The sequence below is a fragment of the Cohaesibacter marisflavi genome, assembly GCF_900115225.1.
Taxonomy (GTDB): domain Bacteria; phylum Pseudomonadota; class Alphaproteobacteria; order Rhizobiales; family Cohaesibacteraceae; genus Cohaesibacter; species Cohaesibacter marisflavi.
In genome coordinates this window covers 178,418-200,063 of record NZ_FOVR01000009.1, presented here as the reverse complement: position 1 = coordinate 200,063, position 21,646 = coordinate 178,418, and the positions used below count along the sequence as shown (strand labels likewise).

Genomic DNA, 21,646 nt, shown 5'->3' with positions numbered 1-21,646 from the left:
CTCATTCTTCCAGATTAAGAGTGCTCAGGGAGGTGGCAATGGAGAAGTTTGCCTCTTCCAGCTTGCGTAATTCCTCAGCTGTGATGTCGACAGCCTGTTGCAATTGTTCTTCGCTATGAGTGGCGCTAATAAAGAAGCGCAAACGCGCGCTGTTCATGGGCACCGCAGGATAGGTGATGGGAAAGGCGTAGATGCCTCGGTCCATCAGGTTGTTGCTCAATTTGACCGCGCGCAAGCTGTCGCCAACTATGACCGGGACGACGCAGAATCCTGCACTAAGCCCCGTGTCCAATCCGGCGTCTTGCGCTGCCTTTTTGAAATAGCGACCATTGGACTGTAGTTTTTCAACGCGCCATGGTTCTCGCTGCATGATCTCGAGCGACTTTGCCCCGGCTACAGCCAGTGGCGCAGACAGACCGACGCTATACATGAAGCCGGACGCGAAGAATTTCAGGATATCGATCAGCACCTGATTGCCGCAGATATAGCCTCCGCAACCACTCATGGTCTTGCTCATGGTGCCCATCCAGATGTCGATCTTGCTGGGATCAACGCCCTGCTGTTCGAACAGACCCTTACCAGTTGCCCCCAAAACGCCCAGTGAGTGGGCTTCATCGACCAGAAGCCACGCCGCAAAGCGCTCCTTGATTTCTACGAGGCGGGCAAGATCCGGCATGTCGCCATCCATCGAGTAGAGGCCTTCGGCAATGATCATGACGCGATCATGGGCGTTGCGGGTCTCTTCCAGAATGCGTTCAAGATCATCAAGATCGTTATGCTTGAAGGAGCGTCTTGTGGCGCCGGAAAGCTTGCAGCCGGTTGTCACCGAATTGTGGCTATAGGCATCGAACACCACCAGATCGGTAGGGCCGAGCAGCTCGCCGATGGTGGAAACGTTGGTCGCGTGTCCCGAGACGAACACGAGCGCAGCTTCGCTTTTATACAGCTCGGCCAATTGCCGTTCAAGTTCGGAATGGAAGGGGCGTTCGCCCGAAGTGGGGCGTGAACCAGATACGGAAGTGCCAAACTTGTCAATGGCGGCCTTGGCTGCGTCATGCACTTCATCCAGACCATTGAGGCCCAGATAATCGTAGGAAGCGAAGTTGATCAGCTCCTTGCCATCCACGATGGTCGTCGCGCCAGCGCGTGTTTCGTGCAAGACGAAATAGGGATCTTTCGTTTGCAGTTTTTCAGCCATTTGCCGCTGAATGGCGATCTGCTGATAAAGATCCAGGGTCGCAAAGTCAGTCTTCGAGCGGTCGGCCTTTGTGCGGGATTCGCGGGTCGGCGTAGGTTTGGGCGCGGCACCTTTGGCCATTGACCGGGACAAATTCAAGATCGCGTCCCGATCAAATTGCTGCTTTGACATTCATTGCTCCATTCATTCCTCTGCCGAGTGGGCCTCCAGCACAACGGGTCAAAAGATCATAGGATCTTCTGGTGCGCGGAAGCATGCCCCTCGATTTCCGGATCATTCGCATGATCGGACTATAATAATCAATCTACGAATAACGGTAGCGGTTTACCAGAAGAAAAGGCAAGGGCCGACATCACATGTCGCTCTTGCGCATTTCGTTGAGCTTGGTTGCAACTGTGGTGGCTTCGCTTTCGCTGCTCACATGCTGATGAAGCAGCGTTTCCTCGGTGAAGGATAGACCACTGTCGGCATCGCCTCGAATACGCTCAAGCACCTTGGCTGCGATGTCCTCAATGGTTGTGCCATCGGCAATGGCCCCCATTGGGATTTCAATATCGAGCTTCTGTTGTGCCGCTGTGCGCAGTTCCATACCCATCAGGCTATCCATGCCCAGATCGGTCAGTGAGCGTTTGAGGTTGATCTCTTCAACCGGCATGCGGAAGATATCCGCCACTTCCTGTGCAAGGATTTTGGCGATTTCACCACGTGCCGCTACGTCATCAAGACCGTCGATCAGGCTGCTGACATCAAGGGACTGCTGGCCGCTTCTGGAAGATTGCGCCGCTTCCTTCTTGAGCAATTCATAGGCCGGTGTTTTCAGAATTGGCAGATTGTCATGCGCATAGGCCCAGTTCATCGGAGCCAGTGTGATGGTTGCCAAGTGGCTTTCTGAAGGCACCTGTGCGAGCAGTTTGGCGAGATGATCCAAGGCTTGCCGCGCCTTGAATTCGATGCCGCCCGTGGTTCTTGCCAAAATCTCTGCTGTCTGCTTGTCGCGTTCCAGAATGCCCACGTCGGTGATCGCACCCCAGCCGATGGCAAGGGCGGGTAGGCCTTGCTGCTGACGTTTGCGTGCCAGACCATCCATGTAGCTGTTGGCTGCCACATAGTTTGCTTGCCCCGGGTTGCCCATCAGGACGGAGACAGACGAGAAGAGCCAGAAATAATCCAGATCATCCTTGCGCGTGACCATATCGAGATTGTCGCCGCCAAGAACCTTCGGCCCGAGTACCTTGTCGATCTGCTCGTCGCTCATATTGGCAAGCAGCACGTCATCAAGAACAGCGGCCATATGCATGACACCGCTGATTGGACGCTCCTTGCGCAATTCGGCAAACAGGCTCTCCAGCGCCGCAGGATCGGATACATCGCATGGCTTGACCACCAGCGCGCAATCGCTTGCGGCCAATTTGGTCTGAAGCGCCAATGCCGCATCGGAAAGTTTGCCCGAGCGACTGGTGAGGACGATAGATTTTGCGCCCTGATCAGCCAGCCAGCGGGCTACCTCGATGCCGAAGCCGCCCAGACCACCGACAAGAATGTGGTGGCCTTCGGAGTTGACTTTGAATGGCGCTTTATCAGCCGGGTCGGCCATTGGTTTCGGCGCCTTGACGACGATTTTGCCGATATGACCAGAGCGCTGCATCAGGCGGAACGCATCAACGATATCTGCGCTGTCAAACAGGCGATAAGGCAGCTGTGTGAATTGTTCCTCAGCGATCAGGTCAGCCAGTTCGTTAAAGAGCCGTTTCGCGCGCGCCGGTTGCTTGTTGAGCAGCTGGTCCGCATCAATGCCGAAATAGCTGATGTTGCGGCGGAACGGGCGCAGGCCAATCTGGGTGTTGCCATAGAAATCGCGCTTGCCCAGCTCGAGGAAGCGACCGAATGGACGCACCAGCTCGATGCTGCGTTCCATCGCTTCGCCAAACAGCGAGTTGAGCACGACATCGACGCCTTCCTGATCCGGACCATCGGCTTTGCGTGTGATGGCGCGCACCTGATCGACGAAATCAAGCGAGCGGGTGTCAAGCACATGATCTGCACCAAGCATTCTGAGGAAATCGCGTTTTTCATCATTGCCAGCGGTGGCGATAATGCGGGCACCACGCCATTTGGCAATCTGCAATGCAGCAAGGCCAACGGCCCCTGCTGCGCCGTGAATGAGCACCCATTCGCCTTCTTCAAGGCGGGCCAGATAATGCAGGGCATAATAACTGGTCAGGAACGCCACCGGCATAGTCGCTGCGGCAACAAGATCCACCGTTTCCGGCAATTTGGAAACCGCACTGTCGGAGACCGTTACGTGAGAGGCAAAGCTGGCAGGGGCCAGCGTCATCACCGGATCGCCAACCTTGAGATCGGAGACACCCTTGCCTGTTGCCACGATGCGGCCGGAGCATTCAAAACCGAGGGTCGGGCCGGCAAAACCGTCTTCCAGCGCTTCCTCAGGCAGCAGTCCTTGCGCCCACATGACGTCGCGGAAGTTGAGGCCAGCGGCCACGACTTCGATTTCCACTTCGCCTTCGGCCGGCTTGCGGCGTTTGGCTGGAACCCATTGCAGGCGATCAAAGGAGCCTGTGCGCGGATGATAAAGTTGACAGCCATCGTCCTTGCCGAAGGCTTCTTCCTGCTTTGCAGGCTGCGGCCAGCCGCGTCTTACACGAATGACACTTTGAGCTTCGTCTTCAAGCAGGATCTCGCGTTCTTCGCCCGGCTCTTGGATGAGGTTTGCAAGTCTAGCTGCCTGATCGGAGGCGGTCAGTGTGTTCGCAAAATCGACCAAACGGACATCGTGATTGTCATATTCGTTGCTGACTGTGCGGCCAAAGCTCCAGACAGAACTTTGAACCGGATCGCTTTTCCGATTCTCTGCTCCCGGATAGCCACCCGGAGCGATGATCCAGAGGCGCATCGGGATGCTTGACGTGGTGCGCACGAGATCAGCCAGCTTATGCAGGCGACCGGTGAGGCGATCCATGGAGGCTTTTTCCGTGCTCTCACTGCCTGCCGTATAAATGACATCCAGTTTGTCATCGGGCTGGCTGGCGCAAATGAGATCTGTCGCCTTTTCCCACTCTTCAGCGTTTGAGACGTCAAAGCAGGATAGAGCCGGAGCGGCAGCGCCACTTGTAAGCGCTTCAGCAAAGGCCTGAGCCTTTGTGTCTTTGCCATCTGTCAGTAGAACGGCAGTTCTGTGCTCGGCGTCGAGCAGCGGAATGTCGGTTGTCTCCTCTGCCTTCGCAGCTGGTTTGCTTGCTGCGGTCAGAAGATAGGCGCCGGAAAGATCCGGTTCGCCTTGCGCGTTGGCAAAAGGAGCCATGTCGATGGAGCCAAAGCCGGCTTCATCCAGCCAGTTGCTCCAATCCTTGGCAGCGCCAAAGCGCGAAACAGGGAACGAAGGATCAACGGAATGGTCGAACCAGCTTGTGGCTGGTCCGAAGACAAGATCCTGATAGACGTTGGCATCCGACAGGCTCATCAGCATGAAGCCATCCTTGGCGAGTAAATCAGCCAGAGGATTCAACATGGAAGATGCCTGATCCATCATCTGCAGGCCATTGGCCGAGACGACGAAATCAAACGGGCCGAACGGCTCAAGGGCTTCAAGATCAGAACGCAGTGCTACGGCTTCGAAATGGATCGAGTTGGCAAACAGGATGCGCAGGCGGTCAATGATCAGCTTGTTGGTGTCGGCTGAAACCAGAATGCCTTTGTTCTCTTCCAGCAGCGGCAGAATGGCTTTGGTCAGCTTGGCACCGCCGACGCCGAATTCCAGAACGCGCAACGGACGCCCTTCCGGCCACAGGTCAAGAGCGGCTTTGAAGGATGCGGTAACCTGCTCCACATGGGCTTCAGATAGAGGCGAGGAGCTCAAATGCTGTTCGAACAGATCGTGCGAATAGAGATCCTGCGGCTGGCCATGGTCTTCTGCGTCTCGCTGCATGGTGCGCAGCATCTCGGGCATGCGCATCAGCGCATGATTGAGCATGACGCAATCTGCCGACCAAAGCGGATTTTCGCTCAGAAGCATTTGCAGGATCTGGCTGAATTCGGGCAGGCCACTGTCCTCTGCCAGCGTCAAACCGTCTTCAGACGCGCTGACCAGGCCGGACTGCTCACAGATGGAAACCAGAGCACCGAAAATCTGCTTGCGGTGGATGGAGCGGCTTCTGAGATCTTCATCCGCATGTTCACCATCCAGATCGTCCCGTGCGGTAAGACGTGGCAGGGTGGCTTCGGACAGTGTCAGATCGTCATTTGCGAACTGACGAAGAATGTCATAGGCACCACGACGACTGGCTGCCTGCAGCAGCATCTGGCCATCATCGATCGGGGTGCGATCTGGCAAGGAGAGACCCTTGAGGGCTTCGGCAAGCGCTGCCGCATTGATCGGAGCGCCTTGCGCTTCCACGCCGGGAGATGACAGCTTCAGGGAATCGTAGAAATAGGTCAGGCGGTCCAGCCCTTGACGCTGCACAAGAGCGGATGCACGGAAGCGGCCATCTCTTAAGGTTGCCACCAGAGAGCCATCGTCGCCGAACATGTCGATATCGGCCTTGATGCCGCGTGCGTTGGAGCGGATCACATGCACGCGGGCTGATCGCACGGCTACGCCGGATTGCAGAATGCGCAGGCGTCCGAAGCGAACAGGAATGAAGGCCATTTTCTCGGCGTCTTCTTCCAGACTTTCATAAAGCGTGTTCAGGCCATGGAAGCAGGCGTCGAAATCAAGCGGATGCAGCGCATAGGGGGCGGCCAACTCTTCACGCTTGGAGGTGAAGGCGTCGCGGTCTGCGATGACGAGTTCGATATACTCGTCGCCATGGCGTTCGCAATGGGTCATGCGCTGGAAGGCCGGGCCGAAATCTAACCCGAATTCGCGCGACATGGCATAGAGCGCTTCGATCTCTTCGGGCGAGGATGTACGGCTCGCATCTGGCGCCTTGAGTTCATATTCAGAACGGTCCTCGCCCACATCGCCCGGAATCTTCGCGACGCGACATTTTGCATGCAATTGCCATTCGTCATCAACCAACCGCGCGCGGCTGGAAATTTCTACCACGCCCGAAGTGGTGTCAAGGCGCGTTAGAATGGACGAAATCTGATCTTCTCCAAGCGGCAAGGCTTGCAACAGATCCATATCGCGAATTTCGACGCGGTCGGTTTGGAAGGCAATCTGCGCGGCAGCCAGCGCCATTTCAGCGAAGGCGGCTCCGGGCAGGATGACCTTGCCATCTACCTTGTGGTGCTCAAGATACGGAATTTGTGCCGTGTCCAGCTCGGTAGACCAGACATGTTCTTCATTACGGATCTGCTGTCCGAGCAGGGCGTGCGGGACGACCTTGTCGTTGAAAATGTCAAAGGCTTCGCTGCTTGGGCGTAGCTTGAAGGGCTTGAGCTGCCATGGATAGCTGGGAAGCGCAACGGAACATGGCTTGTTGGCACCAAATACGGTTTTCTTGTCAAACAGCATGCCGTTGGCAATGGCCCGCCCCATGGCCAGTTGCACAGGGTCGAGGTCTTTTCCTGTCTTCTGCGTCAGGCTTTCTGCGACAATGATGGTCTGGGCGCGATCGCGCGCTGTTTCCGCGATGTAGCCTTTGAGAATGGCGCGCGGACCGATTTCGAGAAACTGGGTCTGGTCGTCGGCGAAGGCGGCTTCGACCGCGCTGAGGAAGCGCACCGGTTGACGCACATTCTGCCACCAATATTGGCCATCCATTTCCTTGCCTTTGAGGCAGGTGCCTGTAACAGCAGAATAGAATGGCAGTTTTGCCTTGGCTGGCTTGATGCTGGCAAGATCCTTGAGCAGGCCATCCTTGATGGGCTCAACCACGTTGGAGTGGAAGGGATAGTTGATGTCCAGCATCTTGGCGGCAAGGCGCTTCTTGCGAGCGATCTTGAGGAAGGCTTCCAGCTCCTCGGTTTCGCCCGAAAGCGTCAGGGACTTGTCCGTGTTGATTGCGGAAATCTCGACTTTGTCAAAGCCTTCAGAGGACAACAGGGCCTGAGTTTCTGCAACTGACAGCTTGATCACGGCCATGCGGCCTGTGCCTGCCACGGCTTCCTGATGGTGTGAACGCCAATAGATGACTTCGACGGACTGTTTGAGATCAAGGGCACCACAGGCCCAAGCCGCAGCGACTTCGCCGACTGAATGGCCCATGACGCCACTGGCGGTCATGCCGGAGGCTTTCAGCGCTTCGGTCAAGGCAACCTGCACGGCAAAGAGCAACGGCTGCGCGACCGAGGTCTGCTTAAGATCTTCTTTCAGATTATCTTCAAACAGCTTGTCTTTGAGGGACCAGCCCGAAAGCGGCTGGAAGAAGGCGTCGACCTTGTCAAAGGCCACAGCAAAGGCGGCATTCTGCTCATAGGCTACAAGCCCCATGCCAGCAAACTGGGCGCCATTGCCCGAATAGACAAAGACCGGTGCCTTGGTTGCACGCGATGCGGTAGCGTGGATCAGCGCAGGATGCTTTTCCTCCTGCGCGAAGGCTTCAAGCGCTTCGGTCAGCTCTCTTTTGCTTTTGGCAACAATGCTGAGGCGTTCGTCCAGAAGGGAGCGGTGCCAGCCAAAGCCATTGCTCCAGTCTGCAAGGCTTGCGCTATCATCAGCTGCAATCGCTTCAGCGCTCTTGGTTGCGAGGGCCTTGAGAGCGTCTTCGGTCCTGGTAGAGAGAACAAGGAGCGTCGGTGTGCTTGGCTCGGCAGTCGTTTCGCCGCCCGACTTGGTCGAGGCTGCGAGAGGCTTGGCTTTTGCCGGGCGTACTGGCTTGGTATCGGAGACCAGAACATGCGCGTTGGTGCCGCCGAAGCCGAAATTGTTGATGCCGGCATAGCGGATGTCCTTGCCCTTTTTCAGAACCGTGGCTTCGCTGTTCAAGGCCAGATTGAGGTCCTCGAACGGGATATCCGGATTGGGATTTTCGATATGCAGGCTTGCGGGCAGCAGGTTGTTTTCAAGCGACAGCAGCGATTTCAGAACGCTGACGAGGCCTGAAGCGGGCTCCAGATGGCCCAGATTGGACTTGACCGAGCCAATCGGCAGCGGCTTGTCGCGCTTCTGGCCTAGAACCTGGCCCAGTGCGAAGGCTTCCGCCGGGTCGCCGACGCGGGTGCCGGTGCCATGGGCTTCAATGAAGGCGAGTGCATTGGGGTCCAGATCGATGTCGGAATAGAGTTGCTTGAGCAGTGCCGACTGGAAATCCATGGACGGCAGGGCAACGCCCGAGGTGCGGCCATCGGAGTTAATGCCCGAGGCAACGATGCGACCAAAGCTCTTTTGTAGTTTCGGATCAAAGACTTCCTTGCGCTGCAGAACGAGGGCAACGGCCCCTTCTGCGCGCACGTAGCCATTGGCATCTTCATCAAAGGGGCGGCAAAGCCCCTGCGGCGACAACATGGATGCGGCAGCAAAACCGACAAACGGGAAGGGCGAGAGCAGCAGGTTGACACCCGCAACGATGGCGGTGTCTATTTCGCCCGACTGCAGGCGCTTTAGTGCCAGATCAAGGGCCACCAGTGACGATGAACAGGCCGTATCGACCGTGAAGCTGGGGCCGTGCAGATCATAAACGTAGGAAATGCGGTTGGAAACCAGCGACAGGGTGTTACCCGTCATCATGAAGCTGTCGGAGCTGGCCGGGTCGAAGAAGAAACGGTTTGAGTGATCGCTGCCTGAGTTGCCGACAAATACGCCGATATTGGAACCGGCCACTTCGGAAATGGGCAGGCCGGCTTCTTCGAGTGCTTCCCAAACGAGCATCAGCAGCAAACGCTGCTGCGGGTCCATCTGCGTTGCTTCACGGGGGGACAGGGAAAAGACGGAAGGGTCAAAGCCCCAGACATCGTCCAGAATGCCAGCGCGAAATGTATAGGTTTTGCCAGCCTGGCCCGATTTTGGATGCAAATAACGGAAGGTCGAAAACCGGTCCTGTCCGATTTCCCCTACGCTGCATTCATTCGAAACCAGTAAATCCCAGAACTCAGATACACTATTGGCTCCAGGAAGGCGGCAAGCCCGCCCAATTACTTCAACCCAGTTGTCACTCATCGTTATTACAATTGTCTTTCACTGTCTTTACAGCTCGTAGCCTAGGAAAACGAAGAACAAACCCCGCAACATAAACGCTTTTTACAAAAAACAAATTCCGCGAAATAAAACCGAATTCAAGCTTTTTGCTTGAGTTCCGCCAGATAGTCAATAGCTCTTTCAATCTCGCAAGCCTGCCCGGCGCGCAAATCTACGTAGCGTGGATAAAAGACCAATGCTGCCATCGCTAATTGAGCCAAAGTTGTGGTTTGTCGACGCTGCGGAGCCTCCAAAAAGTCTTCTGTTAGCCCCCATCCGGCATAGAAGGGCATGCCGAAGCATCTAACCGGTTTCTCCCATATCAAGGCTTCAAAGCCTATTTGTGACGTTACCGTATATATCTTATCGGCATTCTCTATCAGCCGGGAAGGAAGGCAACCTTCTGCAACTACCTTTATATTCTTCTGTCTGTCTAGTTCACTAGCATCAAAATGGCCAGATTTTGACCTTGTATAGATATCTGGATGCATTTTTACAACAATCTCACGGCCCGGATTCTCCGTGCGTGCGGCCGCCAGCATGGTCTGGAATGTGTTTGCATCGGCCATGCCGAAATGGATTGATGCGTCATTGCGCACCTGATCAATCACGAGAACATAATCTTCCGGCAGCTCGCCGTCATATTCTGCGCCTGCATTATATTTGGAAAGGCGAAGCTCTCTCCAGCGCGACAGGATGGAGGCAATGCGGCGCTCTTCATCCGGCGTCAACTCTGTGGGAATCAGCTTCTCAAGTCTGGACGGAGCATAGGCATCATAATAGATGCCCAGATCATCAAGGGCGATCGCCAGTGGTGGATCGTTGCGATCATGAGAGCGCAGGAAGCCGTCTTCGAGCAGCAGCATCTGCGCGTTGCGCTTCTTGGCCATGCGCCTTGCGTGACGTCCGGACTTTTGCCCCCAACCGACATAGGTCTTGGCATTCATGGGCTGGAAAGGCAGGCAGAAGGCAGGGCGCTCTCCCAGAATGCTGGCAACGGCCTGCTCCTCACAAATATCGATGGACGGAGAGGCGTAGGTGACTTCTTTGCGTGTCGCCGAGCGGAAAATACTGTCAAGCAGGGTTGATAGCACTGTTTGTCCTTCAAACGTGAAAGCTGGGGTGCCGCGCAGTGGTCGACTGCATCAAATCCAAGCAGCATCTGGTCTGCTTTTTATTTATCGTCAATCTTGAGGATGGGCAATGGCGCGTCCGGAGCTAATTGAGAGGGCGATGACGATCTGGTGGTCTTGTCCCCCGCGAAATGCCCTTTCTTGCTATCTCAGTCCTGCGTTGGTGCGCTGCGGCCCACAATGTGGGCCGCTGTATTTTGTGTTACCGTGCCGAGATGACTGGCCGGTTTTCGGGGGATAGAGCATCCGACAGGGTGCTTGTCTTCCCTTCCATGACATCGACGAGGAGCTTTGCTGTCGTTGGGCCTTGGGTAAAGCCCTGATGGCCGTGGCCGAAATGGAACCAGAGGCCCTTGTGCTTCTGAGCCGGACCGACAATGGGCAGCATGTCGGGCATACAGGGACGATTGCCGAACCATGGTTCGTCTTCCACCATTTCACCCACATCCATCAGCTCGCGTGCGCTCTTGAGGCCATGCATGAGCTGCTTGGGATTGGCCGGGTCTTTGCGGTTGACCAACTCGGCGCCGGTCGCGATGCGCATGCCCTTGTCCATGGGCGAGAATACGCAGCCATTGGCGTAATCCTGAATCGGACGGCTCAGCGGGGTATCCATTTTGAAATGGGCGTGATAGCCGCGCTTGTAGACCATCTTGATCTTGTAGCCGAACGGGCCGAGCAGATCCGGAGCCCACGGGCCGAGAGCCACCACGACATCACTGCCGGTAACCGGACCGTCATCGCTTTGCACTTCCCAGCCAGTCTCCGTCTGTTTCAATGTCATGGCGTCGCCCTTGACGAAGGAACCGCCGCGCTTGATGAACAGATCTGCATAGGCCGAGGTGAGAGCGCCCGGATCGGAGCAGGCCCATGTGTCGGTCCAGTGCACAGCGCCGGCGACATCGATCTTGAGGGCCGGTTCTAGCTGACGCAGTTCCTTTCCATCGACCATGCGCAGAGGTACATCATACATGGAGGCAATGCGCTCGGCATCGATGGACTGGTCATCATAGGCGCGCTTGTTGCGGCACAGCTTGAAAAAGCCCTTGCGTTCGATCAGACGTTCGGTTCCGGATGCCTCGATGAGTGGCTGATGGTCATCGGTGCATTTGACGGTCATCTGTTCGAAGATCTTGGAAATGCGTCGATGTTGGGTTTCGCCAGAATTGACGAAATAGGTCCACAGCGACGGCATGATGTTCGGCATGTCTTTCCAGTGATAGACAATGTCGTTGGTGCGCCCGATACCATAAAGGAACAGGGTCACCAGATTATGCGGGATGTGGTATGGTTCTGCGGCTTCGCGCTGGATCAGGCCAGCGTTGCCGTAACTTGTTTCAAGGCCCGGGTTGGAGCGATCCAGAAGGGTGACTGCGTGTCCGCGCTCTTGCAGGGCGAGGGCCGTACTGACGCCAACCATACCTGCGCCCAGAACGATTATCTCTGACATTTTCTTGTTCTTTCAAAGGGTGAAGCCTCAGGCTTCGGCAATGACTGTGATTTCCACTTTCGCATCCACCATAAGTTCGCAGCCAATTGTGGTGCGAACAGGGAGAGGATCGGAGAAGAAGGTCGCATAAACAGCGTTGAAGGCAGCAAAATCAGCGCGGTCGGTCAGATAGCATGTGCAGGAGATCACATTGGAGAGGGAAAGGCCTTCGCCTTCCAGTGTCTTCTTGATGCCTTCGAGGCAGTTTTTGGTCTGCGCTTCGATGCCCTCGGGCAGGGAGCCATCCGCATTGAAGCCGATTTCACCGGACAGATAGACGGTGGAGCCGGAGCGGCGGACTTTGGAGAAGGGTAGATTGGCCATAGTGTAGTCCTTGGGAGGTTATTTGGTCTTTAGTCGGGAGGATTCAGACGGTGTTATTCGAAACTCAAAAACCCCTCGGCTTGGCTGATTGGCGCTGCCGATTTGAGCAATGCAAGATCCGGGCCTTTTGGTGCGAGATCCGAAATGGACGCGATGATCGCTTCCAGCTCGTTGGCGACCGCAAGGACACCCAGATCATCGTGGCGGCGCCCGACAATCTGTAGGCCGAAGGGCATGTTGTTGGCGTCAAAGCCGCAGGGAATTGTGATGGATGGGTGGCCGGGGATGGTCGAGGCATAGGCCATGGCCAGCCAATGATAATAGCTCTTTGTGGGCTTTCCGTCGATTTCAGCCGGATATAGCTCCCGCCACGGGCGCGGGCTAATGGTTACAGCCGGTGAGATCAGATAGTCGTGATTTTCAAAGAATTTCTGCCAGTCGCGATAGTAACGGCTCTGGGCGAACATGGCTTGGGCGACATCTTCGGCGGAATAGCTGCGGCCCTCTTTCACATTCTCGGTGGCGTTCGGGCCGACCAATTCGGGTTTGGTGTCTACTAAAGTTGCATGAATGCCCAAGAATTGAACACCGCGCAGCACAGAAAATATGCGATCTGCGTCCGTGCATTTGGGGCTTGTCTGTTCGATTGTGCCAAAGAAGGGGGCCAGCTGTGGCATTATCGTTCGGAAATGATCGCGGACGATGCTTTCCGTCGGGGCGAAATCATAATCTTCGGTCACCGCAATCTTGAGCGAAGAGAGATCTGCGCGTGGCAGATTCGCAAAGCTTTCCGGATCCCACGGGGTCTTGCCATCAGTGATGATGGTATAGGGATCTTTGCCATCGGGACGTGCCAGAACGGAGAGCATCAGGGCTGTATCGGCAACTGTGCGGCCCATGGGGCCAGAGGTTGGCATCGGAATGAGGGCTGCGGCGCGGCTATCGCCGGGGACAACGCCCGGGCTGGGGCGGTAGCCGACAATGCCGCAGAAAGCCGCCGGATTGCGCAGGGAGCCGCCCGTGTCCGAGCCGGTTGCCAAGGGCGCATAACCGCAGGCAAGGCTGACGGCAGACCCGCCTGAAGAGCCAGCGCAGGTGCGGGTGAGGTCGTGGGGGTTGGCGGTGACGCCATAAACCCGGTTGCGGGTGTTGCCGCCTGCGCTCCATTCGGGATTGTTGGTCTTGCCCATGGGCATGGCGCCGGCCTTGCGCATGGCGGCAACGATTGGGTCATCCCGCGTTGCGATATTGTCCTTGAAAGCCTCAGAGCCGAAGGTGGTCGGCAGGCCCTTCACATCGATCATGTCCTTGACGCCGAAAGGCAGGCCATGCAGGGCTCCAAGCGGTTCACCATCCATGACGGCCTGCTCGGCGGCCTTGGCTTCATCTGAGAGGGCTTCGAAGCGGCGTGCGACCAGCGCGTTGACGGCATGGTCTACAGCTTCGACCCGCTCGATGCAGGCATTGGCGAGTTCAACCGGAGAAAGGGCCTTGCGAGCGATCAGCTGACGCGCCTCGATTGCGCCCAGATCTGCGGGGTTCGTCGCGGTTTGCTTGACCATTTTCTTTATCCTTTTTTCAAATCGAATTGGGGTGCAAGCGCATTGCCCTTGTCCACGAAAGACTGGAATTGCAACTCGGGAACGAAAGAACCGCCGGTCGTCCAGACGACATGAATTGCGTTTTCCATCGCTTTGGGAGTGAGATGCTGACTGCTGAAAGCCTGACCCTGCGCGGTTTCAAGCATGAAATGCGGGCCAGCAAAGCCGATGGTGGCTGAGGGCTCTAGCTTGAGATTGGCTGCGCCGTAGGCAATGGAGAGCAGTCGCATCAAATCATCATCGCCAACGGTATAAACGCCAGCAAGGCGTTGCTGCATTTTCTGGGCAACGATATGGGACATGGTGGCAACCGCCATGCCATCGGCTTCGGTCTTGTTGGTCAGGCCGATATCATAAACAGACATTGGCTTTTCCAGACCATGCATCATCTGCACCATAGCGGAAGGCGATTGCACTGGCTCGGCAAAGAAGCAATGCACATTGGAACCAAACACACCGCGCGCGCCATAGGCGATGCCGCCCGGTGCGCCGCCGATGCCGCAGGGAAGATAGAGAAAGAGCGGGCAATCAGGGCCGATATTGATGCCAGCCTCGATCAACTGGCTCGCCAGTTCCAGCGCAGCGGCGCTGTAGCCGGAAAAGAGCAGCTCTGAATCCTCGTCATCGACAAAATAGACCATAGGGTCTTTGCTGGCAGCATCACGGGCTGCGGAAACGGCGAGGTTATAGTCTCCACGATGCTGCTTGACCTTGACACCGAAGCGGCGCAGGCGCTCGATCTTCCAGGGCTTGGCGTCGGCAGACATATGCACAACGGCATTATAGCCAAGGGTTCTGGCGGCAATGCCCACGCTGAGACCAAGATTGCCGGTCGAGCCGACAGCAATGGTGCGTTCGGCAAAGAAACTGTGTGCGGCCGCGCCTGTGAGGGCGGAGACAGGATCCGTGGGGGCGATGAAGCCAGAGGATCGGGCTTCATTCACGGCGGTCATGAGGACCTCATAGATGCCACCGCGGGCCTTGACTGATCCGGCAACCGGCAAGGCATGGTCAGCCTTGACAAACAGGCGCCCGAAGGTGCGATCCAGATAACCAAGAGGGGCGCGAAGAGCATCCACTTCGATGAGATCGGAGGTAATGGTGCCAGCTGTATCTTCCAGCTCGGGGAAAATAAGCTGGAGGAGTGGCGCCAGCATGCGCCAATTCTCGACGGCCTGCTGCAAGCCAGCTTGCGCCTCATCGTCACGCTGGGGCGCATAATCAGGATTGCACCAGAGGGTTGGTTCTGCGGCCCTTAGCTGCTCTAGAAGGGCGTCATTGCTGAGGAAAGGAGAAGAATGCGTCATGCCATCAGCGCCTTTCGGAGCATGTTGCCTGTCAGGATAAGGATTGTGAAGGCAAAGACGATGCGCAGCTGCTTGGGCGAGAGGGAATGGGCCAGACGCACCCCAAGCGGTACGGTCAGCATGGTGGTCATGACGATGACGACAACCGCGGGCAGGTTGACATAGCCGACGGTGAAGGGAGGCTTGCCGGTGATATCCCAGCCTTGCGTGAGAAAGGTGATGAAGCCGGGGATGGAAATCATCAGCCCGAAGCCGGGGGACGTGCCGACAGCCTTGTGCGGGGGTACGTTATAGGCGGTCAGCAGTGGCACGGTGAATGAGCCGCCGCCAATGCCCATGAGAGCCGAGAAGAAGCCGATTATGATGGGGTAGATCTTGCTGAGGATGCGGCCGGGCAATTCGGTTGAAAGGCGCCAGTCCTTCTTGCCGAGCAGCATGTAAAGGCCCAGCATGATGCCGATGCAGCCAAAGACAAGTTGCAGCTCATGGGAGCGCAGGGAGGCTGCCGCGAACACACCAACCACCGATCCAAAGGCAATGAACGGGCCCCATGTCTTGATCAACTCGACGCTAACCGCGCCGCGTTTGTTGTGTGCCAGCACCGAGCGGATCGAGGTGAATATGATGGTGCCCGTGGAAGTCGCCACGCAAATTTGCATGAGCTGTTCGGGCTGGTAACCCAAAGAAGAGAAGGCATAGAAGAAGGCGGGCACAAGGATGATACCGCCTCCCACGCCCAGAAGGCCTGAGATGATGCCCGCAATGGCACCCGCGCCAGCGATGACTGCAAAAAGCGTGAGGGTTGCTGCCATGTTTTATTCTCCTTCGGAAGGCACCGCCCCTTTGGCGGCGATGTCCCAGAACAGCCCCGTCATGCCTTGCAGGGCCTGTCGGGAAAGGGATTTGAGGATATGCTCGTTGGGGGCATGCTGGCTGCAGGCCGCATAGCTGTGCGGAATCCAGATGGTTGGCAGGCCCAGCACATCGGCAAAGCAGTCATTGGGCAGGGAGCCGCCAAGGTTTGGCAGGATGTGCGGCTTGGTGCCTGTGGATGCTTCGAGGGATTTGGCGGCAAAGCGGACCCATGGATGGTCCGGATCAAGGCGCGTGGCCGGGAAGGCATGGCGTTCGGCCTTGACGACCTCGACCTTGTCAAAGCCTTTGGCTGCCAGATGACGACGCAGCGCCGGAATAATGTCATCGGGGTCGGTGCCAACAACGAAGCGCAATTGGCAGGTGGCTTTGGCATAGCCGGAAATGGCGTTGACGGGGGCCTCCGGCACGCCGGATTTCATGGCGAGCACGGCAAAGCTGTTCCAGCCAAGGACACGTTCCTGCGGGGTGAGGCTTTCTTCGCCCCAGTTCTCATCGATCTCGATGGAGCCAGTGTCGACGGGTGGTAGCGCCGAGATCACTTCGCGAATGCGCGGGGTGAGGCTGGTCGGGCGCCATTCTGGGATCTGGATCTGGCCACGTTCATCGGTGATGGAAGCAATCGCGTGGGCCAGAATGATGGCCGGATCGGCAATCAGGCCGCCAAAGTTGCCCGAATGATTGGCACTTTCACGCAGGTCCACCACCATGTCGAACAGTTCGCCACCGCGCGAGCCGGTGAAGATGGTTGGAGCTGCGGGGGAAAGGCGCGGGCCATCGGATGCGATGAGCACATCGGCGGCGAGCAGCTCCTTATGCTGTTCGCAGAAGGTCTTTAGCCCAGGGGAGCCGCACTCTTCAGCCATTTCCAGCAGGATCTTGGCGTTGAATCCCAGCTTGCCTTCTGCCTCGATGACGGCCGCCATGGATTTGATGTTGATGAGATGCTGGCCCTTGTTGTCGGCAGCGCCACGGCCATAGACCTTGTCACCCTCTTCAACCATGTCAAAGGGGGAGAGCCCTTCGCGCCACTGGGTTTCCTGCGCGCGGATGACATCGCCATGACCGTAGCTCAGCACCGTTGGCAGGGCCGGATCTTCCATGCGCTCGGCCACCATGATGGGAGGCGCATCTTCCTGAGGGTTGTCAAAGATTTTACAGCTGAAGCCGAGGCCTTCAAGTAGGGGCTGCATTTCGTCCGTGAGATAGGCCAGAAGATAAGGCTTGCCGCGCGGGTCCTGACTTTCGGTCGGGTGTGAGACAAGGCGCTTGATGTCCGAGAGGAAGGTGCCCTCATCAAAATAGCTGGCGCTGATGGCCAGAGCCTTATTGCGATCACTCATCTGTCTGCTCTCTATTCTTGTCAAATTTTAAACGGTTTCGGGCGGCGACCGTCCGGGCGGGCTCAGGGCAATGGCGGGGGCAGAGGTCAGGTCAGTCCCTGACTTCTGCAATGCCATCGCCCCATGGGGAAAAGGTTTCTGTGGTGCCGGAATTGGTGCTTCCGTCACGCAAAACGCCAGCCGGGCAGGCGAAGGCATAGGGGAAGGGCATGCGCTTTGCTGTTGCCAGAGACCAGCGGGCCGACAGGGCGTCGGTGACATCATCTGAAAGGCGCTCGTCGGCGACGATCGTGTCGCCGCCTGAAACGTCGATACGAGGGGCCTCTATGGCATCCTGCATTGACATGCCATAGTCAAGCAGGAATGACGAGATTTGTCCCACTGCGGGCATGATCTTGCGTCCGCCTGAAGCGCCCAGTGCAAAACGGCGTTCGCCTTTTTCGCCAATCACGGGGCAGACATTCATCAGGCAGCGTTTGCCCGGAGCCAGGGAATTGGGTTTTCCCTGCTCGGGATCGAACCACATGATGCCATTATTCATCATCAGGCCGGTGGAGGGCGACAGGGTGCGCGAGCCGAAGATGGAGAGCAGGGTCTGCGTCATGGCGACCATGTTGCCGTCTTTGTCGACGATGGAGAAATGGGTGGTGCAGCCCGGGGCCTTGGCGCTTTCATGATCGCCCATATTGGTGAGGCGATCCTCATAGGCGGCACGCATGGCTTCGGCCATGGCGGCAAAGCTCGTTCCGTCTGGCACAGTTGATGGTGTGTAGGCGCTTTGCCAGTGGCTTATGGCGTGCGCAAGAGTGGGGCCTGCAGTGAGGGTCGGAACGGCCCAGATGTTGGCGCCATTGTAAGGGATATGCAGCGGATCCTGCCACTCGGCGCGGTAGCTGGCCATATCCTCGGCAGTGAGGAACCCGCCCTTGTCGGTTACATCCTTGATAAGGGCCGCGCCAATGTCGCCGGTATAGAAATCCTCGGCTCCCGCTTCGGCAAGGCGCTCAAGGGTTGCAGCATGTCCGGACTGGTCAAGGCGGATATCGGAAAGAGCCGTCCAGCCAAAGATCTTGGGCCATTGACCATCTTCAAGGAACAATGCCGCGGCGTCCTTGTCCTTTGCCAGCTCTCTGGCCGAAGAGGCGATGATGAGGGCCGCGTACCAGTCCACATGCATGCCGGCTTTGGCATGGGCAATGGCTGGCTGCAGCAGATCACGCCATGGCAGCTTTCCGAAGCGTCGATGGGCTTCTGCCGCACCGGCCACCGTGCCGGGCACGGCGATAGAGGATGCGCCTGTGACATTGCGATCCTCAACCACGGCTTCCCAGGGAAAGAGATCCGATGCCTTGCCTGCTCCAGAGAGGGGATAGTGGGACACATCAAGGCTGGTTGAGGACCGCATGCCATAGTGTAGGGCATAAGGCTTTTTCTCGTCCGCTCGCCAGAGCATCATCGCGCCGCCCCCCATGGGGCCGGACATCCAGGGCTCCAGCACGCCGATGGCGAAACTAACGGCTACGGCTGCGTCCACCGCGTCGCCACCGGCGGCCAGAACTTGGGCTCCAGCTTCAGCGGCCAGAGCATGTTGGGCGGCGACAACGCCGCCGCTTGTTGCTGTTACACCCGGTTTGCGGGTGGATTGAGAGCGAGAGAAATTGCCACTCATCTGACCGCCCCCATGGGCTGGTTCAAGGCCTGATCCAGCAAAGCCGGATCAACGGGGGGGAGTTTGGAGATGTCAGGGACATTCCAGTTCTGGCCGGGCTGGGCCGAGAGCAATTTCTTGGTATAGTCGTGTTTGGGATGTCCGAAGACTTCGTCGACATTGCCCCGTTCCACGATTTCGCCATTCTGCATGACCACAAGATTGTCGCAGATCTGGGCGGCAACGCGCAGGTCATGGGTGATGAAGAGAACCGTCAGGCCCATTTCATCACGAATCTCGTTGAGCAGCTTGAGCACTTCCTTCTGCACGGACACGTCCAGCGCCGAGACGGCTTCGTCGGCAATGAGCACTTCGGGCTCGACCATCAGCGCGCGAGCGATGCAGATGCGCTGGCGCTGACCGCCGGAGAACTGGGCGGGATAGCGATAGAGCGCATCCTGCTCCAACCGGACGATTTCCATCAGCTTCTTGGCCCGTTCCATGGCATGGGCGCGGTCTTCGCCGAAATTGATCGGTCCCTCTACCAGCTGGTCGCCGATCGTGCGGCGCGGGTTGAGCGAGCCATAAGGGTCCTGAAAGACGATCTGGATGCTCTTGCGATAGGGATGCAGTAGCTTTGGCGTGAATTGCGCGATATCGCTGCCGTCGATGATGACCGAGCCGCTGTCTGGATCTTCAAGGCGAATGAGGCATTTGACGAGCGTTGATTTACCCGAGCCGGATTCGCCCACGATGCCCAGCGTTTCGCCGCGATGGACGATGAAGTTGATATCCTTGCAGGCATGCACCGTGCGGGACGGTTTGAACATGGTGCCCTTTGTGTGGAAGGTCTTGTTGAGGCCAAGTACTTCCATCACCTTGTGTTTTTCCGTCATGTGGGCATTCACTGAGCCTGTACGGCGGGGCACTGCGTCAATCAGCTTGCGGGTGTAGGGATGTTTGGGGCGGTTGAGCACTTCTTCGGCTGTGCCCTGCTCAACGATCTTGCCCTCTTTCATGACGACAACCTTGTCGGCAATCTCTGCCACCACGTCGAAGTCGTGGGTCACGAACATGATGCCGGCGGAATGTTTTTCGCGCAGTTCCTTGAACAGATGGAGAATCTGGGCCTGCGTGGACAGGTCGAGCGCGGTGGTCGGTTCGTCTGCGATCAGCAGGGACGGATCGAGCGCAAGGGCAATGGCGATGACGATGCGCTGGCGCTGACCACCGGAGAGCTGATGGGGATAGGAGGAGTAGATCCGTTCCGGTTCCGGAAGCTGTACTTCGTCCAGCAGCTTGATGGTCTTGGCCTTGCGTTCGGCTTTGGACAGGCTGGTATGCTGCTCGAACACTTCCTCGATCTGATCTCCGACAGTGTAGCAGGGATTGAGTGCGCTCATAGGTTCCTGAAAGATCATGGCCATGCGGCTACCGCGCAGCTTGGCATGTTCCCTCGGGGAGAGCTTGAGCACATCCTGCCCTTCAAAGATCACTTCACCGGTTGAAGGCTTCAGAGCCTTCGGCAAGAGGCCCATGGTGGTGAAGGAGGTGATGGACTTGCCCGAACCGGATTCGCCGACGATGCAGACGATTTCCTTTGGGGCAATGTCAACCGAGAGCTTCTCGACCGCATGGGGGCGATCGCCGCCTTCTGGCAGATCGACGGTCAGATTCTTGATGGTGAGAATAGGGTCGGTCATCAGTTGCGGCCCTCCGGTGCGGTGACGTCGCGGATGCCGTCGCCAAGCATGTTGATGGACAGGACGAGAAAGAACAGGGCGATACCCGGGATGGTGATCAGCCAGCTTTCGAACAGCAGCATTTCTTTGCCTTCAGAGATCATCAGGCCCCAGGACGGGGTTGGTGGCTGAACGCCAAGGCCAAGGAAGCTGAGGGCGGCTTCAAGAATGATGGCATGGGCCATTTCAAGCGTGAATATGACGATCAGATGGTTCATCACGTTCGGCAGGATATCCTTGATAAGCACGCGCGGCAGAGAGGCTCCGAGCACTTGAGCTGCGGCAACATATTCCAGCTTGCGTACCTGCATGGTGGCTGCGCGCATGACCACGGCGAAGCGATCCCAGAGCAGCAGGCCAAGCACGGAGACGACAACGAGCAGAGACCCGCCAAACAGGGCCACGACAGCCAGCGCCACCAGAACCACCGGCATGGCGAGGCGCACATTGATGAAGAAGGTCACAATCAGGTCGATACGGCCGCCGAAATAGCCGGCCAGAACGCCCATGAAGGTGCCGATGCATGCCGAGATAGTGGCTGCGATGAGGCCAATCAGCAGCGAAATGCGGGCGCCATAGACAAGGCGGGCAAGATAGTCGCGGCCAAGGGCGTCCGTGCCGAGTGGGTGCTCCCATGTGCCACCAAGAAAGACTGGCGGCTTCATGCGGGCGAGCAGGCTTTGGCTATAGGGGTCATGACCGGCAAGCAGCGGCGCGAACAGGGCGACAATCACGATGATCGCCATGACGAACAGGCCAAACAGCAAGCCTTTGTGGCGCAGCGCCCGATGCAACATCTTGGCGCGCGGTGAAAGCTGATGAACCGGCGTCTTCTGCTTTTTGGGGGCAGATGCCTTTTTCTCGGTCGAGGCCGAGGTGATGGATGTCTCTGACATGATTTTCTCCGTTCCCTA

The 21,646-nt window shown here is 57.4% G+C and carries 12 protein-coding genes; all 12 read right to left on the bottom strand.

Features of this window, described 5'->3' with window-relative positions:
• Window position 1: 1 nt before the first annotated feature.
• The 12 genes from BM258_RS16405 to BM258_RS16350 all read right to left on the bottom strand — a co-directional run bounded on the left by BM258_RS16405 (window position 2) and on the right by BM258_RS16350 (window position 21,628).
• Complete coding sequence (locus BM258_RS16405) at window positions 2–1,369, bottom strand: aminotransferase class I/II-fold pyridoxal phosphate-dependent enzyme (RefSeq protein WP_210186780.1); 1,368 nt, start codon at window positions 1,367–1,369, stop codon at window positions 2–4.
• 181 nt (window positions 1,370–1,550) lie between these two features.
• On the bottom strand, window positions 1,551–9,254 hold the full coding sequence (locus BM258_RS16400; protein ID WP_090074104.1) for a type I polyketide synthase: 7,704 nt from the start codon (window positions 9,252–9,254) through the stop codon (window positions 1,551–1,553).
• Window positions 9,255–9,370: 116 nt separating this feature from the next.
• Window positions 9,371–10,366, bottom strand: coding sequence for a capsular polysaccharide export protein, LipB/KpsS family (locus tag BM258_RS16395; RefSeq protein ID WP_090074102.1), 996 nt, complete (start codon window positions 10,364–10,366; stop codon window positions 9,371–9,373).
• Window positions 10,367–10,607: 241 nt separating this feature from the next.
• Entirely contained in the window at window positions 10,608–11,855 is a 1,248-nt protein-coding gene (locus BM258_RS16390; protein WP_090074101.1) for an NAD(P)/FAD-dependent oxidoreductase, read from the bottom strand.
• 27 nt (window positions 11,856–11,882) lie between these two features.
• Window positions 11,883–12,218: a RidA family protein gene (locus tag BM258_RS16385; RefSeq protein ID WP_090074099.1), complete on the bottom strand. Its 336-nt coding sequence runs from the start codon at window positions 12,216–12,218 to the stop codon at window positions 11,883–11,885.
• A gap of 53 nt (window positions 12,219–12,271) precedes the next feature.
• Window positions 12,272–13,780, bottom strand: a complete 1,509-nt coding sequence (locus BM258_RS16380) for an amidase (RefSeq protein ID WP_090074097.1) — start codon at window positions 13,778–13,780, stop codon at window positions 12,272–12,274.
• Window positions 13,781–13,785: 5 nt separating this feature from the next.
• Window positions 13,786–15,126, bottom strand: coding sequence for a D-serine ammonia-lyase (locus tag BM258_RS16375; protein WP_090074095.1), 1,341 nt, complete (start codon window positions 15,124–15,126; stop codon window positions 13,786–13,788).
• Window positions 15,123–15,938, bottom strand: a complete 816-nt coding sequence (locus BM258_RS16370) for a sulfite exporter TauE/SafE family protein (protein ID WP_090074093.1) — start codon at window positions 15,936–15,938, stop codon at window positions 15,123–15,125. The genes BM258_RS16375 and BM258_RS16370 overlap by 4 nt, the downstream gene beginning before the upstream one ends.
• A gap of 3 nt (window positions 15,939–15,941) precedes the next feature.
• Window positions 15,942–17,342 carry a M20 family metallopeptidase gene (locus tag BM258_RS16365; protein ID WP_090074092.1) on the bottom strand — a complete coding sequence of 467 codons (1,401 nt, stop codon included), beginning with the start codon at window positions 17,340–17,342 and terminating at the stop codon, window positions 15,942–15,944.
• 91 nt (window positions 17,343–17,433) lie between these two features.
• Complete coding sequence (locus BM258_RS16360; protein ID WP_090074090.1) at window positions 17,434–19,011, bottom strand: gamma-glutamyltransferase; 1,578 nt, start codon at window positions 19,009–19,011, stop codon at window positions 17,434–17,436.
• Entirely contained in the window at window positions 19,008–20,693 is a 1,686-nt protein-coding gene (locus BM258_RS16355; protein WP_090074088.1) for a dipeptide ABC transporter ATP-binding protein, read from the bottom strand. Before BM258_RS16355 ends, BM258_RS16360 begins: the two co-directional genes overlap by 4 nt.
• Window positions 20,693–21,628 carry an ABC transporter permease gene (locus BM258_RS16350; protein ID WP_175528118.1) on the bottom strand — a complete coding sequence of 312 codons (936 nt, stop codon included), beginning with the start codon at window positions 21,626–21,628 and terminating at the stop codon, window positions 20,693–20,695. Before BM258_RS16350 ends, BM258_RS16355 begins: the two co-directional genes overlap by 1 nt.
• Window positions 21,629–21,646 lie beyond the last annotated feature (18 nt).